23 protein-coding genes are annotated in these 14,884 nt (G+C 34.5%); 5 read left to right on the plus strand and 18 right to left on the minus strand.

Annotated features, from left to right (window positions below; translation table 11 throughout):
• Window positions 1-25: 25 nt before the first annotated feature.
• From rplX to rpsJ, 13 genes are all read right to left on the minus strand, one after another.
• Entirely contained in the window at window positions 26-343 is a 318-nt protein-coding gene (gene rplX / locus HMPREF3247_RS00345; RefSeq protein WP_000547687.1) for a 50S ribosomal protein L24, read from the minus strand.
• 35 nt (window positions 344-378) lie between these two features.
• Entirely contained in the window at window positions 379-747 is a 369-nt protein-coding gene (rplN, locus tag HMPREF3247_RS00350; RefSeq protein WP_000615921.1) for a 50S ribosomal protein L14, read from the minus strand.
• 31 nt (window positions 748-778) lie between these two features.
• The gene (gene rpsQ, locus HMPREF3247_RS00355; protein ID WP_000004086.1) at window positions 779-1,042 is read right to left on the minus strand and encodes a 30S ribosomal protein S17; all 264 of its coding nucleotides are present in this window, start codon (window positions 1,040-1,042) and stop codon (window positions 779-781) included.
• Between the two features lie 23 nt (window positions 1,043-1,065).
• Entirely contained in the window at window positions 1,066-1,275 is a 210-nt protein-coding gene (rpmC, locus tag HMPREF3247_RS00360; RefSeq protein WP_000644737.1) for a 50S ribosomal protein L29, read from the minus strand.
• Window positions 1,265-1,699, minus strand: coding sequence for a 50S ribosomal protein L16 (gene rplP, locus HMPREF3247_RS00365; protein ID WP_000926310.1), 435 nt, complete (start codon window positions 1,697-1,699; stop codon window positions 1,265-1,267). Before rplP ends, rpmC begins: the two co-directional genes overlap by 11 nt.
• A gap of 2 nt (window positions 1,700-1,701) precedes the next feature.
• Complete coding sequence (gene rpsC, locus HMPREF3247_RS00370; protein ID WP_000529877.1) at window positions 1,702-2,355, minus strand: 30S ribosomal protein S3; 654 nt, start codon at window positions 2,353-2,355, stop codon at window positions 1,702-1,704.
• A 23-nt stretch (window positions 2,356-2,378) separates the two neighbouring features.
• The gene (gene rplV / locus HMPREF3247_RS00375) at window positions 2,379-2,732 is read right to left on the minus strand and encodes a 50S ribosomal protein L22 (RefSeq protein ID WP_000387527.1); all 354 of its coding nucleotides are present in this window, start codon (window positions 2,730-2,732) and stop codon (window positions 2,379-2,381) included.
• A 28-nt stretch (window positions 2,733-2,760) separates the two neighbouring features.
• Window positions 2,761-3,039: a 30S ribosomal protein S19 gene (gene rpsS, locus HMPREF3247_RS00380; protein WP_064129924.1), complete on the minus strand. Its 279-nt coding sequence runs from the start codon at window positions 3,037-3,039 to the stop codon at window positions 2,761-2,763.
• 66 nt (window positions 3,040-3,105) lie between these two features.
• Window positions 3,106-3,939 (minus strand): 50S ribosomal protein L2, encoded by an 834-nt coding sequence (gene rplB, locus HMPREF3247_RS00385; protein ID WP_000985472.1) that lies wholly within the window; start codon window positions 3,937-3,939, stop codon window positions 3,106-3,108.
• Window positions 3,940-3,971: 32 nt separating this feature from the next.
• Window positions 3,972-4,247, minus strand: a complete 276-nt coding sequence (rplW, locus tag HMPREF3247_RS00390; protein ID WP_000388082.1) for a 50S ribosomal protein L23 — start codon at window positions 4,245-4,247, stop codon at window positions 3,972-3,974.
• Entirely contained in the window at window positions 4,247-4,870 is a 624-nt protein-coding gene (gene rplD, locus HMPREF3247_RS00395; RefSeq protein ID WP_000024827.1) for a 50S ribosomal protein L4, read from the minus strand. Before rplD ends, rplW begins: the two co-directional genes overlap by 1 nt.
• 26 nt (window positions 4,871-4,896) lie before the next feature.
• Window positions 4,897-5,559: a 50S ribosomal protein L3 gene (rplC, locus tag HMPREF3247_RS00400; RefSeq protein WP_000160218.1), complete on the minus strand. Its 663-nt coding sequence runs from the start codon at window positions 5,557-5,559 to the stop codon at window positions 4,897-4,899.
• 27 nt (window positions 5,560-5,586) lie between these two features.
• Window positions 5,587-5,895: a 30S ribosomal protein S10 gene (rpsJ, locus tag HMPREF3247_RS00405; protein WP_001118667.1), complete on the minus strand. Its 309-nt coding sequence runs from the start codon at window positions 5,893-5,895 to the stop codon at window positions 5,587-5,589.
• Window positions 5,896-6,251: 356 nt separating this feature from the next.
• On the opposite strand from rpsJ, the gene HMPREF3247_RS00410 reads away from it, so the two are divergent.
• Window positions 6,252-6,641, plus strand: coding sequence for a hypothetical protein (locus tag HMPREF3247_RS00410; RefSeq protein WP_000788443.1), 390 nt, complete (start codon window positions 6,252-6,254; stop codon window positions 6,639-6,641).
• Between the two features lie 190 nt (window positions 6,642-6,831).
• Here HMPREF3247_RS00410 and HMPREF3247_RS00415 read toward each other — a convergent pair whose 3' ends face one another.
• The 3 genes from HMPREF3247_RS00415 to HMPREF3247_RS00425 form a co-directional block, all read right to left on the minus strand.
• A complete protein-coding gene (locus HMPREF3247_RS00415; RefSeq protein WP_000800700.1) occupies window positions 6,832-8,166 on the minus strand; it encodes a 6-thioguanine permease StgP in 1,335 nt (444 codons plus the stop codon).
• A gap of 112 nt (window positions 8,167-8,278) precedes the next feature.
• Window positions 8,279-10,414: a DNA topoisomerase III gene (locus HMPREF3247_RS00420; RefSeq protein ID WP_000838479.1), complete on the minus strand. Its 2,136-nt coding sequence runs from the start codon at window positions 10,412-10,414 to the stop codon at window positions 8,279-8,281.
• A gap of 25 nt (window positions 10,415-10,439) precedes the next feature.
• The gene (locus HMPREF3247_RS00425; protein ID WP_031761989.1) at window positions 10,440-10,523 is read right to left on the minus strand and encodes a hypothetical protein; all 84 of its coding nucleotides are present in this window, start codon (window positions 10,521-10,523) and stop codon (window positions 10,440-10,442) included.
• A gap of 65 nt (window positions 10,524-10,588) precedes the next feature.
• Here HMPREF3247_RS00425 and HMPREF3247_RS00430 point away from each other — a divergent pair, with 65 nt between their 5' ends.
• Window positions 10,589-11,476, plus strand: coding sequence for a GNAT family N-acetyltransferase (locus HMPREF3247_RS00430; RefSeq protein WP_000029536.1), 888 nt, complete (start codon window positions 10,589-10,591; stop codon window positions 11,474-11,476).
• A 180-nt stretch (window positions 11,477-11,656) separates the two neighbouring features.
• Window positions 11,657-12,520 carry a GRP family sugar transporter gene (locus HMPREF3247_RS00435; protein WP_001159898.1) on the plus strand — a complete coding sequence of 288 codons (864 nt, stop codon included), beginning with the start codon at window positions 11,657-11,659 and terminating at the stop codon, window positions 12,518-12,520.
• 116 nt (window positions 12,521-12,636) lie between these two features.
• Here the strand turns inward: HMPREF3247_RS00435 and HMPREF3247_RS00440 are convergent, their stop codons facing one another.
• Both HMPREF3247_RS00440 and HMPREF3247_RS00445 read right to left on the minus strand, forming a co-directional pair.
• On the minus strand, window positions 12,637-12,768 hold the full coding sequence (locus tag HMPREF3247_RS00440; RefSeq protein WP_001792137.1) for a hypothetical protein: 132 nt from the start codon (window positions 12,766-12,768) through the stop codon (window positions 12,637-12,639).
• 171 nt (window positions 12,769-12,939) lie between these two features.
• Window positions 12,940-13,848 carry an AEC family transporter gene (locus HMPREF3247_RS00445; RefSeq protein ID WP_000139181.1) on the minus strand — a complete coding sequence of 303 codons (909 nt, stop codon included), beginning with the start codon at window positions 13,846-13,848 and terminating at the stop codon, window positions 12,940-12,942.
• A 132-nt stretch (window positions 13,849-13,980) separates the two neighbouring features.
• Between HMPREF3247_RS00445 and HMPREF3247_RS00450 the strand changes: the two genes are divergently transcribed.
• Entirely contained in the window at window positions 13,981-14,145 is a 165-nt protein-coding gene (locus HMPREF3247_RS00450) for an SE1832 family protein (RefSeq protein ID WP_000051210.1), read from the plus strand.
• Window positions 14,146-14,389: 244 nt separating this feature from the next.
• Window positions 14,390-14,707: a membrane stabilizing protein MspA gene (gene mspA, locus HMPREF3247_RS00455; RefSeq protein ID WP_001161085.1), complete on the plus strand. Its 318-nt coding sequence runs from the start codon at window positions 14,390-14,392 to the stop codon at window positions 14,705-14,707.
• The last annotated feature ends 177 nt before the right edge of the window (window positions 14,708-14,884 follow it).

Here is a 14,884-nt window from a genome sequence, read left to right on the forward strand (position 1 = left end):
GTGGGATCCTCCTTTCAACTTGTTATTAATTATTAGATTTAATTTCTTCGCCAGATTTTTTAGCGATACGAACTTTTTTACCATCAACAAATTTGTAACCTACACGAGTTGGTTCGTTTGTTTTAGGGTCCAATAATTGTACATTAGAAACATGGATTGCTGCCTCTGTTTCTAAGATTCCACCTTCAGGATTTAATTGAGTTGGTTTTTGGTGTTTTTTCATAATGTTAACACCTTCCACAACGACACGGTCTTTTTTAGGTAGAGTAGCAATTACTTTACCTTCTTTACCTTTGTCTTTACCTGCGATAACTTTAACGTTGTCACCTTTTTTGATATGCATGTGGGCACCTCCTTATTTGTATTGGTTGTTATTAATTAAAGTACTTCTGGTGCTAATGATACGATTTTCATGAAGTTACCTTCACGTAATTCACGAGCAACAGGTCCGAAGATACGAGTACCACGTGGGCCTTTGTCATCACGGATGATAACACATGCATTTTCATCAAATTTGATGTATGAACCGTCATTACGACGAACACCTGACTTAGTACGTACGATTACAGCTTTGACAACGTCACCTTTTTTAACAACGCCACCTGGTGTTGCATTTTTAACAGTACATACGATAACATCGCCGATGTTTGCTGTTTTACGACCAGATCCACCTAATACTTTGATTGTAAGAACTTCACGAGCACCAGAGTTGTCTGCTACTTTCAAGCGTGTTTCTTGTTGGATCATTAGTTAAACCTCCCTTATCTCTAAACTTGTATTAAATAATTACTGACTCTTCAACAATCTCTACTAAACGAAAACGTTTTGTTGCTGATAAAGGACGAGTTTCTTGAATTTTAACAATGTCTCCTAATTTAGCTGAATTGTTTTCATCATGAGTTTTGTATTTTTTAGAGTATTTTACTCGTTTACCGTATAATTTGTGTGTTTTGTAAGTTTCAACAAGTACTGTAATAGTCTTGTCCATTTTGTCTGAAACAACTTTACCTACATAAACTTTACGATCGTTTCTTTCGCTCACTTTTGTAACCTCCTCTTACTTAATTATTGATTAGCCTTACTTTGTTCAATTTCTCTTTCACGAGCAACAGTTTTTAGACGTGCAATCGTTTTTCTTACTGTACGAATACGTGCAGTTTCTTCTAATTGACCTGTAGCTAACTGAAAGCGTAGGTTAAAAAGCTCTTCTTTTGAAGATTTGATTTGTTCTTCGATTTCTGAAGTGGTTAAGTCTCTAATTTCCTTAGCTTTCATTTGTTTCACCACCCAATTCCTCACGTTTTACAAACTTAGTTTTTACTGGAAGTTTGTGACTTGCTAAACGTAGTGCTTCACGCGCAACTTCTTCAGAAACGCCAGCAACTTCGAATAAAATTCTACCTGGTTTAACAACTGCGATCCAACCTTCAACCGCACCTTTACCAGCACCCATACGTACTTCTAAAGGTTTTTTAGTATATGGTGTATGTGGGAAGATTTTAATCCAAACTTTCCCACCACGTTTCATGTAACGTGTCATTGCTATACGAGCAGATTCGATTTGACGAGATGTGATCCAAGACGTTGTTGTAGCTTGTAAACCAAACTCACCAAATGTTACGTAGTTACCGCCTTTAGAACGACCAGTTGTTTTAGGACGATGTTGACGACGATATTTTACACGTTTTGGTAGTAACATTATTATTTTCCTCCTCCACTAGTGTTCTTAGTAGGAAGAACTTCTCCACGATAGATCCATACTTTAACGCCTAATTTACCGTAAGTAGTGTCAGCTTCAGCGTGTGCATAATCGATGTCAGCACGTAACGTATGAAGTGGAACAGTTCCTTCTGAATATTGTTCAGCACGAGCGATGTCAGCTCCGCCTAAACGACCAGATACTTGAGTTTTGATACCTTTAGCACCAAGTTTCATAGCTCTAGTGATTGCTTGTTTTTGTACACGACGGAATGAAGCACGGTTTTCTAATTGACGTGCGATGTTTTCAGCTACTAAACGAGCGTCAAGATCAACTTTTTTGATTTCAATTACGTTGATGTGTACTTTTTTATCAGTTAACGCATTTAATTTGTTGCGTAATTTTTCGATTTCTGAACCGCCTTTACCAATTACCATACCAGGTTTACCAGTATGAATTGCAATGTTGATACGGTTTGCAGCACGTTCAATCTCTACGTGAGAAACTGATGCTTCTTTTAATTCATTATCAATAAATTTACGGATTTTTAAATCTTCGTGTAAAAGTGAAGCGAAGTCTTTTTCAGCATACCATTTAGCTTCCCAATCACGGATAATACCAACACGAAGTCCGATTGGATTAATTTTTTGACCCACAGTATTCCCTCCTTAAAAGTTAATTAAGCTTCTTTAGCTTCTTCTTTACCGTCACTTACGACGATTGTAATGTGGCTTGTACGTTTGTTAATCGCACTTGCACGACCTTGCGCACGTGGACGGAAACGTTTTAATGTTGGTCCTTCGTTAGCATATGCTTCTTTAACTACTAATTCATCTGTGTTCATGTCATAGTTATGTTCAGCATTAGCTAAAGCGGACATTAATACTTTTTCAATTACTGGTGATGAAGCTTTGTTTGTTAATTTTAAAATTGCAATAGCTTCAGCAGCATTTTTACCTCTGATTAAGTCAAGAACTAGTCTTACTTTACGAGGTGCGATTCTTATTGTTCTAGCAACCGCTTTTGCTTCCATTAGGATGTCCTCCTCTACTTAATAGATATTATCTTCTTGTTTTCTTGTCGTCTGCAACGTGTCCTTTGAATGTACGAGTAGGAGCAAACTCACCTAATTTATGACCTACCATATCTTCAGTTACATATACAGGTACGTGTTTACGTCCGTCGTATACTGCAAAAGTATGTCCGATGAAATTAGGGAAAATTGTAGAACGACGTGACCATGTTTTGATTACTTGTTTCTTTTTGCTTCCTTCTTGAGCTTCAACTTTTTTCATTAAATGCTCATCGACGAAAGGTCCTTTTTTAATACTACGAGCCATTTGGGCGCCTCCCTTCTTATTATGTGCGTGCAGCTTTAAGCCGCACACCCAAATAAGTTGATTATATTATTTTTTCTTACGTCCACGAACGATAAGTTTGTCTGATGATTTTTTACCACGACGAGTTTTCTTACCAAGCGTAGGTTTACCCCATGGTGACATTGGAGATGGTCTACCGATAGGAGCACGACCTTCACCACCACCGTGTGGGTGATCGTTAGGGTTCATTACAGAACCACGAACTGTTGGACGGATACCTTTCCATCTTGAACGTCCGGCTTTACCAACGTTAACTAATTCGTGTTGTAGGTTACCAACTTGACCGATTGTAGCACGGCAAGTAGATAAGATCATACGAACTTCACCAGATCTTAATCTGATTAATACGTATTTACCTTCTTTACCAAGTACTTGAGCACTTGCACCAGCTGAACGAGCGATTTGTCCACCTTTACCAGGTTTAAGCTCGATGTTGTGTACTACTGTACCAACTGGAATGTTTTGTAATGGTAATGCGTTACCAACTTTGATGTCAGCTTCAGCACCACTTTCAACGATTTGACCTACTTCTAATCCTTTAGGAGCAATGATATATCGTTTTTCACCGTCTGCATATACAACTAAAGCGATGTTTGCTGAGCGGTTTGGATCATATTGAATAGAATCAACTTTTGCATTGATACCATCTTTGTTACGTTTGAAATCGATAACACGGTATTGACGTTTGTGTCCACCACCATGGTGTCTTACAGTCAATTTACCTTGGTTGTTACGTCCCGCTTTTTTCGGTAGCGGTTTTAATAATGACTTTTCAGGTGTAGTTTTCGTGATTTCTGCGAAATCTAACGAAGTCATATTACGACGACCATTTGTTATTGGCTTATACTTTTTAATAGCCATTGTCGCTTACCTCCTTAATGGTAATTGTTTTATTAGTTAAATAAGTCGATTGATCCTTCTTTAAGAGTTACAATCGCTTTTCTTCTTTTGTTTGTATAGCCTTGGTAACGGCCCATACGTTTTTTCTTAGGTTTGTAATTCATGATATTAACACTTGCAACTTTTACGTTGAAGATTTCTTCAACTGCCATTTTTACTTGTGTTTTGTTAACACGAGTATCAACGTCGAAAGTGTATTTGTCTTCAGCCATTGCTTCAGAAGATTTCTCAGTGATTACGGGGCGCTTAAGAATATCTCTTGCTTCCATTATCCGAGCACCTCCTCAACTTTTTTAGCAGCAGCTTCAGTAATTACTAAGCTGTCAGCATTAGTGATATCTAAAACATTTAAACCTTGAGCAGTTGTCACTTGAACGCCAGGGATGTTGCGTGCTGATAATTCAACATTTACATCTTCGTTTTCAGTAACTACTAATACTTTTTTAGGTTGTTCTAATGTAGATAATACATTTTTGAATTCTTTAGTTTTTGGAGCTTCGAAGTTGAATGCGTCAACTACAGTTAAGCCATTCTCTTGAGCTTTGAAAGATAATGCTGAGCGTAAAGCTAAACGACGCATTTTCTTAGGCATTTTGTATGCATAACTTCTTGGAGTTGGTCCGAATACGATACCACCGCCACGCCATTGTGGAGCACGGATTGTACCTTGACGAGCACGACCTGTTCCTTTTTGCTTCCATGGTTTACGTCCGCCACCGCTTACTGCTGAACGATTCTTAACAGCATGCGTACCTTGACGTAATGAAGCACGTTGTAAATTAATAGCTTCGAATAAAACGCTATTATTTGGCTCAATACCGAATACTGCATCGCTTAATTCGATTGAACCTGATTTAGTTCCGTCTAATTTTAAAACATCATAATTAGCCATTATGCATTTCCTCCTTTCACTTCTTATTATTTATTACCTTTTTTAATTGAAGTTCTGATTTCTACTAAACCTTTTTTAGGTCCAGGTACGTTACCTTTTACTAAGATAACTTTGTTTTCTGTGTCAACTTGAACTACTTCTAAGTTTTGAACAGTTACAGTGTTTCCACCCATACGTCCTGGCATTTTTTGGCCTTTAAATACTCTAGAAGCATCTGAAGCCATACCTACAGAACCTGGTGCTCTGTGGAAATGAGAACCGTGTGACATAGGTCCACGAGATTGTCCGTGGCGTTTAATTGCACCTTGGAAACCTTTACCTTTTGATACGCCTGTTACGTCAATAACGTCGCCAGCTACAAAAGTATCTACTGAGACTTCTTGACCTACTTCGTAAGCATCCACGTCTACATTGCGGAATTCACGAATGAAGCGCTTAGGTGTTGCGTCAGCTTTTTTAGCGTGACCTTCAGCTGGTTTATTAGCATATTTATTAGATTTTGCATCTTTTTTGTATGCTTTTTTGTCTTCAAATCCAACTTGGATTGCGTTGTATCCATCAACTTCTACAGTTTTCTTTTGTAATACAACATTTTCTTTAGCTTCTACTACTGTTACAGGGATTAATTCACCGTTTTCTCCGAATACTTGTGTCATCCCAATTTTTCTTCCTAAGATTCCTTTGGTCATCGAAAGTCCACCTCCTAAAATTGTCTATTATAATTTGATTTCGATGTCTACACCAGATGGTAAGTTTAAGCCCATTAAAGCGTCAACTGTTTTTGGTGTTGGGTTTACAATATCGATTAAACGTTTGTGTGTACGTTGTTCGAATTGTTCACGTGAATCTTTATACTTATGCACGGCACGGATGATTGTGTAAACTGATTTCTCAGTTGGTAACGGAATTGGTCCAGAAACATCTGCACCAGAACGTTTCGCTGTTTCTACAATCTTCTCTGCTGATTGATCAATCACGCGGTGATCATAAGCTTTTAATCTGATTCTGATTTTTTGTTTTGCCATAATTTTCCCTCCTTATTCGTCTACATTTAGTGATAGACTTCTCCACGAAAACTATCTTACACAGCGCCATGGCAAAGCGGCCGGGTGTGTCAGTAACCTTTCGCTTCATCGCTTTTCTTAAAGTCCAACGTTAGTTATATTACACGAAAAACATCGATAAATCAAGGCTTTTCATATAATTTTTCTATCTGTCTAACACATACTTTTATATTTTACTTTATATACTTAGTCAGTTCAACTATTTTCGAGATATTTTTTATTTCCTTCTTTATTGTAAATTCGTACCTTGAATCATTTTATTATTATCATTGAAAATTATTCTATATAATTAGTAATAAGAACGGTGGTGAATGAATATGAAAAATGGACCAAAATTATCTTTAGCACTTATAGGTATCTTTTTAATACTTTGTGAGTTTTTCTATGGCATTCCTTTTTTAGGTGCAACGTTTATTTTAAGTTTTGGATGGCAGCCTTTACTCTTTAATGCATTACTTTATCTAATTCTTACTATTATATTATTAGTGAATAGACAAAATGCGATTAGACCTATAGCGATTATTCCAATATTTGGTATAGTAGGTAGTTTTTTAGCTATCATCCCCTTCTTAGGAATTTTGATTCATTGGATTTTATTTTTCCTAATGATCCTATTTGTCCTAGTTGTATTATCAGCGCCAACCTATATACCTAACAAAAATGCTCGTGTCATTTACACACAATACAAAGATGGACATAGAGAATAATTCTTAAAACCTTTTTAATTAGGTATATAATATAGAAGAAACACGTCCAACAATTTTAAAAGAAGTATATTTATATCGGATATTTAAAGACATTCATAATATTGCTTTATGTTATTTCGCTACTTATTTTATCCTTACTTCAAAGAAAAAACGACTACCAATCATTGGCAGTCGTTTTTTGTGTCTGGATTTAACCATGAACAAATATGAAGTACAGAATGAATAGTACCATTAATACATACATTATCGGATGTACTTCTTTATGTTTTTTAGAGATAAGCATTGTAATTGGATAGAAAATAAATCCACACGCAATACCAGTTGCAATTGAGTATGATAAAGGCATCATAATGATTGTAATGAATGCTGGCACTGCAACTTCAAAACTTTTCCAGTTTATCTCAGCAAAGTTTGCAGCCATTAATACACCTACCACCACTAAAGCTGGTGTCGTAACTGCACTTGTTACAACAGCGATTAACGGACTAAAGAACAGCGCTAATAGGAAACAACAACCTGTTACGATACTAGCAAATCCTGTTCTAGCACCTACAGCAACACCTGAAGTTGATTCGATATAAGAAGTTGTTGTAGTTGTTCCAAAAACTGATCCTACAATCGTAGCTAAAGAATCTGAGAACAATGCTCTACCAGCTCTTGGTAATTTATTATCTTTCATAATACCTGCTTGAGTAGCAACAGCTACTAATGTACCAGCTGTATCAAAGAAATCAATAAATAAGAACGTTAAAATAACAATTAAGAACTGTATCGTTAATAATTGACTTGGGTCTTTAAACGCTTCAAATGCAGCACCGAACGTTGGTTCAATACTTGGAATCTTACCTACAATACCAGATGGCATTTGAATCAATCCAGTGAACATACCAACGATTGCTGTGATGATCATACCGATAAAGATAGAACCCGGCAATTTAATTGCATATAAAATAACTGTAATAACGATACCGAATATCGCCAAAAGTACTGGTGGATCAGTTAAATGTCCCAATGTTACTAATGTAGATTCATTTTTAACTATAATACCCGAACTTTGTAAACCTACAAATGTAATGAATAATCCTATACCTGCTGAAACAGCCATCTTCATTTGATAAGGAATTGCATTAATAATAACTTCCCTAAACCCTGTGACGGTTAATATCGCAAAGAATATACCTGAGAATAAAACGCCTGTTAAACCAACTTGCCAAGGAATACCCATGGTTAACACAACAGTAAATGCAAAGAATGCATTTAATCCCATACCTGGTGCTAACGCAATTGGATATTTAGCTATTAGCCCCATGAATAGCGAGCCTACAAATGCTGCTAATGCAGTTGCTACAAAAATGGCACCTTGGTCCATTTTCATATCTTCTGATACGCCTTTAACACCTGCTAAACTTAAAACTTGCGGGTTAACTGCTAAAATATAGGCCATAGATAAGAAAGTTGTGATACCGCCTAAGATTTCTCTTTTAAAGTTTGTTCCATATTTATCGAACTGGAAATAGTTTTTCACGAATGGATGCTCCTTTTTTTAAAATACCTTAATAGTTTAATATCATTCTTAATAAAAAACAATACCAAAAGCGAACTTTTCGTTTTTCTGATTCAACTTTGTTCGATTTTATCTATAAATTCAAGTTCTTTAATGCATCTTTAAACGGATTATTGTCTAAACCTTCATTTTTATTCATATACTTTTTCATTTCTTTACGAGATACTTTACCAGAGGATTTAGACTTCATACGCTGATCCATATGTGCTTGCGTTTCAGAATGTCCACAAACACAACGATATACCGCTTCTTTCCCTTTACCAAACAACGTTAATTTCTTTTTACAGTTTGGACATCTTGCATTTGTTTTGCGCTGTACATTCTTTTTCGTCTTACAAGATGGATCTTGGCACACAAGCATCTGACCATTTTTAGTTTTAACTTTAATCATGAATTTACCACACGTTGGGCATTCTGTGGTTGTTAAATTATCGTGTTTATATTTACGATCACTATTTTTAATCCCATTTACAACATCTTTCGTAAAATCTTTCATTTCATTAATAAATGTTTTCGCCTGATATTTACCACGTTCAATTAAAAGTAATTTTTCTTCCCATTGTGCAGTTAAAAGTGGCGACGTTAATTCTTCTGGTGCTAATTCTAATATTTGTTTACCTTTTGACGTTACTTTAATTTTACCGTCTCTTGATTCAATGGCATTCATATTAAATAATTTATCGATAATGTCGGCCCTTGTTGCAACTGTGCCGATACCACCTGTTTGTTTTAAAGTTTGCGCATATTTTTTATCCTTCAATTGAATAAAGTTCTGAGGGTTCTCCATCGCTTTTAATAACGAACCTTCATTAAAATATTCTGGAGGTGTTGTTTCATGTTCTCTAATGTTTGTTTTTGAAATCTTCACTTCATCGCCTTCTGAAAAAGGCTGTTGCATCTCTGTAATAGATTCACCTTGTCTAATAGATTTAAAACCTAAAACAGTTGTTACATTCTCTTTCAAAACAAATGTGTGCCCTGCAACCTCTAAAGTTACAGTTATCGCGTCATACTCGTGCGGAGGCATTAAAGCTTCTAAAAAACGCTCGACAATCATATCGTATAACTTTAATTCTCTATTACTTAAGTCTGACATGACAGGTCTCACTTCTGTAGGAATAATTGCATGGTGATCAGATACTTTTTGATTATTAAATATCGACATTTTTGATGAAAATGTTTTAGACATTAATGGGCGTGCTTGGTCTTTATATGTTGTTGCCATCGTCGCCTGAATACGTTCTTTCATAGTATCTACCATATCAGTTGTTAAATAGTTTGAATCTGTTCTTGGATAGGTTACGACTTTATGTCTCTCATATAAGCTTTGAAGTGTATTCAATGTTTCTTTAGGTCCAATTTTATAACGTCTATACATATCTTGTTGTAAATCTGTTAAATTGTACAGTGATTGCGGATACGACTTCTTATGTTTAGTAGCAACAGATTTAATCTTACCATCGACATTTTTCAAATTATTAACCATCTGTTCTAAAGTTTCTTTATTGGTATATCGCTGATTTGATTCTAGCTGAAAATCAAACCCTTTTACCGTTAATGATAATGTAAAGTATTGTTGTGGTTTGAACTGATTAATCTCTTGTTGTCGTGTATTTACTAATTGAATCGTTGGTGTCTGAACACGTCCCAGGGATAGCTGTGCATCATACTTTGTTGTTAGTGCACGCGTTGCATTAATCCCAACAATCCAATCTGCCTCACTTCTCGCTAACGCTGCATAATACAAATCGTTATATTGACGACCGTCTTTTAAATTTTTAAAACCTTGTTGAATAGCTTTTTTAGTAACTGAGCTAATCCATAATCGACGGATTGGCTTTTTGTTACCAACTTTATCCAAAATCAATCTTGCAACTAGTTCACCTTCTCGTCCAGCATCTGTTGCAATAATAATATCTTTCACTTTATTATCTAAAATTAACGCTTTTACTGTTTTAAATTGTTTGCTTGTTTTACCAATAACAACAGTTTTCATATATTTAGGTATAATTGGAAGGTCTTCTAATCGCCATTCCTTTAAATTTTTATCGTATTGTTCAGGTGTCGCATTTGTCACTAGATGACCTAACGCCCACGTGACAATATATTGGTTATTTTCAAAGTAACCATTACGCTTCTGATTTATTTGTAAAGCATCAGCAATATCTCTTGCAACTGATGGTTTTTCAGCTAATATTAAAGATTTCATAAATTATCCTTTCTCATACGTTCTTTTATTTCGAACGTGCTTCATCTATTCCACTAATCTTTGATTTAAATTCAATGGTGTTAAATGTATTGTAACATGTTAATATCACTATTAACTTTCATTTCAGTTGAAATACTATATAATAAAAGTAACAAAAAGTACGGAGGTAATGACATGAGCATAGTTCAGTTATATGATATTACACAAATAAAATCGTTCATTGAACATTCGAATTATGAATCAGCATCATACTTATATAAACTTCCTCAACAGTACAATGAAATAGATGTATTAATAACCGATGCGATTGAATCACCTGGTGTATTTTCGATTAAAGAAAACGATTCAATCAAAGCAATCATATTGTCTTTTGCATACGATAAAAATAAATTCAAAGTCATAGGCCCATTCGTGGCTGACAATTATGTATTATCTGTCGATACGTTTGAAACGCTATTTAAAGCAATGACTTCGAACCAACCTGACGATGCCGTCTTTAACTTTTCTTTTGAAGAAGGCATTCAACAATACAAACCATTAATGAAAGTTATTCAAGCAAGTTATAACTTCACTGACTATTACATAGAAGCCCGTACAAGATTAGAAGAAGATATGCACCAACCAAATATCATTCCTTATCACAAAGGGTTTTATCGTGCTTTCAGCAAATTACACACAACTACATTTAAATATCAGGCACAGTCACCGCAAGATATCATTGATAGTTTAGACGACCATCATCATTTGTTTTTATTTGTTAGCGAAGGTTTACTTAAAGGTTATTTATACCTTGAAATTGATTCACAACAGTCAATCGCCGAGATTAAATACTTCAGTTCTCATGTAGATTACCGTTTGAAAGGTATCGCTTTCGAGTTGCTTGCGTATGCATTGCAATATGCTTTTGATAATTTTGATATTAGAAAAGTTTATTTTAAAATTCGTAATAAAAATAATAAACTCATCGAACGATTTAATGGTCTAGGTTTCCATATCAACTATGAGTACATTAAATTCAAATTCGAATCACGTAACGTAAAAGATCAAACAATCCCTGAATAAAATACCAAGCAAATACCCCACAGTACATCATTAGCATGTATTGTGGGTTTTTCTACTTTTTGTAAATATTGAAAATTATAAGTAGTTGTTTTTTACTATTAGGGCAGAATGCTTTACAATAACATGCAAGTGTCAATTAAGGGGAGCACTTGCATAAATAGTATAGGAGAGTGAGTAGTCTTGCAATTTCTTGATTTCTTAATCGCACTTTTACCTGCTTTATTCTGGGGAAGTGTCGTTCTTATTAATGTGTTCGTCGGCGGTGGACCTTACAACCAAATTCGTGGTACGACGCTAGGCGCACTCATTGTTGGATTAGGTTTACTTATTACTGGTTTCGCAAAATTCAATAATCCTACTGTAATTATTGTCGGTCTTATTTCTGGTGCATTATGGGCGTTTGGACAAGCGAATCAGCTTAAATCTATTAGTTTAATCGGTGTATCAAATACTATGCCAGTTTCTACAGGTATGCAATTAGTTGGTACAACATTATTCAGCGTTATCTTTTTAGGTGAATGGTCTTCAATGACTCAAATTATCTTTGGTTTAATCGCCATGATATTATTAGTTACTGGTGTAGCACTTACTTCACTTAAAGCCAAAAATGAACGTCAATCAGATAATCCTGAATTTAAAAAAGCAATGGGTATTTTAATTGTATCTACAGTTGGATATGTAGGTTTCGTTGTACTTGGTGACATCTTTGGTGTTGGTGGAACTGATGCATTGTTCTTCCAATCTGTCGGTATGGCAATTGGTGGCTTTATCCTATCCATGAATCATAAAACATCACTTAAATCAACAGCACTTAATCTATTGCCAGGTGTGATTTGGGGAATTGGTAACTTGTTCATGTTCTATTCTCAACCAAAAGTTGGTGTAGCTACAAGTTTCTCATTATCACAGTTACTTGTTATCGTTTCAACATTAGGTGGTATTTTCATTTTAGGAGAAAGAAAAGATCGTCGTCAGATGACGGGTATTTGGGCAGGTATTATTATTATCGTGATAGCTGCTATAATTCTAGGTAATTTGAAATAGAAAGTTAAATACTCATGTAACGTAAAAATGTAATCACTTCTGAAAATAACCATTCACTTATAGAATGATTAAAATTAATTTTCGGGAATTTTACGTTGAATGTTCCTCTATATGTCCTAGGAAATACGTGGCTCTAAAAACAAAACGCAATAACACATCATGACATTAATCATGCGTTTTAAGACTTTAAAATTAGCGATACTTTTAAAATCTTGATGATATTCATTTATCAAGTATGCGCCATACATATGAAGTGGATAGCTGCATAACGCACTGCATTATCAACTTGAATGTATGAGTTGAACAACTATGTCATAAATAAAAGGCCCCCTTTTCACAATATGCATTTACATGTTGTGGTAAATGGGGCTCTCATTTTCTACGAATACTAAAATGGATTTTATTTTCAAATGTGTAAACTAGACAAACACTGCCTGATACACGTACAAAATAATGATACTAATAATGATTGTCAAATTGGTCGTCATACCTATAAATGGCAGTGTTCGATATTTAAACTGAATACCATAAGAAATAATTGCGACACCAACCGGGAACATCCAAGTGACCAACAATGTCGTCTTAATCATATCATCTGATACCGGTAACAACACATGTACTAACAATCCCGCAACTAATGCTAATCCATAATGCAAACATAAATATTTAATAGTAGCAGGTATATACTTTCTTTCCAGAGTAAAATTCAACATAACACCTAGCAAAATCATTGATAACGGCATATTTGCATGGGAAAGTATGCTAAAGAAATCGATTGCCACATGTGGTAAATGGATGTGATTTATATTCAATATAAACATTACAATGTATGTAACGAGTGGCACTGACTGTAATAATTTCTTACCTAAATATTTAAAATCGAATTGATCACTACCTTCACTAAAGTAGCTACCTACAAAGTAAGTAATTCCAAACATCACAAAGGCACCACCTATATCAGCCATACCAAAATAAATAAGTCCCGTTTTAGGCCATATCACTTCAATTAGTGGATATGCAAACAATCCAATATTCATAGCACCAGTCATCATACCTACTGATCCACGCATGTGATTATCATATTTTCTAAAAAACCAGACAGCAATCATTTTCGCCACAATACCATATATAATCATTAAAATTGGTAAAATGGAGAATGACAATTTTAATTCTGCACTGTTTAAATTCACAATAACTAAAGATGGGAGTGTGACATTAAGAACTAATGTAGCAATGACTTGACTATCTGTTGCTTTTATAAAATTAATGCGCTTCAAAAAGTAACCAAGCGCAATTAATAAAATAATCATAGTAAATTGTTCTGTCACTGTTATCCCTTCTTTCAATAATCTTCATAATTTATAACTTTAACATACTCCACAGATATTTTAGAAGTCTACTGTTTCATGCTATAATCTACATTAAATGCACTTAATTATATTTCAAAGGAGTGTTATAGTATGTCTTTAGAAAACCAACTAGCCGAACTTAAATATGATTATGTTCGTCTTCAAGGTGACTTAGAAAAACGGGAATCTTTGAATTTAGATACTTCCGCACTTGTTCGTCAACTTAAAGATATTGAAAATGAAATTAGAAACGTTCGCGCTCAAATGCAAGATTAATAATCTATCATTCAAGCAATAAATGCTTTTCGTTACATAAATTTGACTAGCATTGCTCTGAATACGTTATATTGATGAATTGCTTTATTTTTCGCTCAATTACATCTAGAATCACAAGATGTTGTCGTGTTATGATTTAGTGTTTCATTAACAACATACACGCATATCTATCCCAACACTGCTATTTATGTTTTCTACGCTGTTGTACTACATGAACCCTTTGAAACGGAGAGGAAGTTATCATATGCAATTTTATCTGATTTTACTAGCAATACTTTATCTAATTGTTAGTTTTATTAGTATTTTTAAAATGGAAGTTGTATTTACTCGCATTTTGAGAATTATTATGGGTGTGTTGTTATTATTCGTCTTAGCATTAACGACGATGAGTTTTCCAAAAGAGAATTGGTGGGTATTTATCGTCTTATTACTCTTAGTCGGTAATGTCGAAGTGACAGGATTTAAAATGCTTAAAAAAGATCTAAAAGGTGTAAACATCTTGAATTTAATGTCATTATTTATCTTTGTCATATATTTCATCTTAACCATCGTATTATTCTAAGTAATAAACAAAACATGCAATAACATAATTGCAATTTTATTTTATTATCGTACATGTTGAATGCCAGCATTGTTTTATTAACACATCGATTAAATCGCACGTGAAATAAGATCTAAAATTTCAAATTTTAAAAAGCCATAAAAGCTTGGGACATTAAGTTCTTAGGCAATGTAAAAA

Source organism: Staphylococcus sp. HMSC36A10, from assembly GCF_001838845.1.
Taxonomy (GTDB): Bacteria; Bacillota; Bacilli; order Staphylococcales; family Staphylococcaceae; genus Staphylococcus; species Staphylococcus aureus.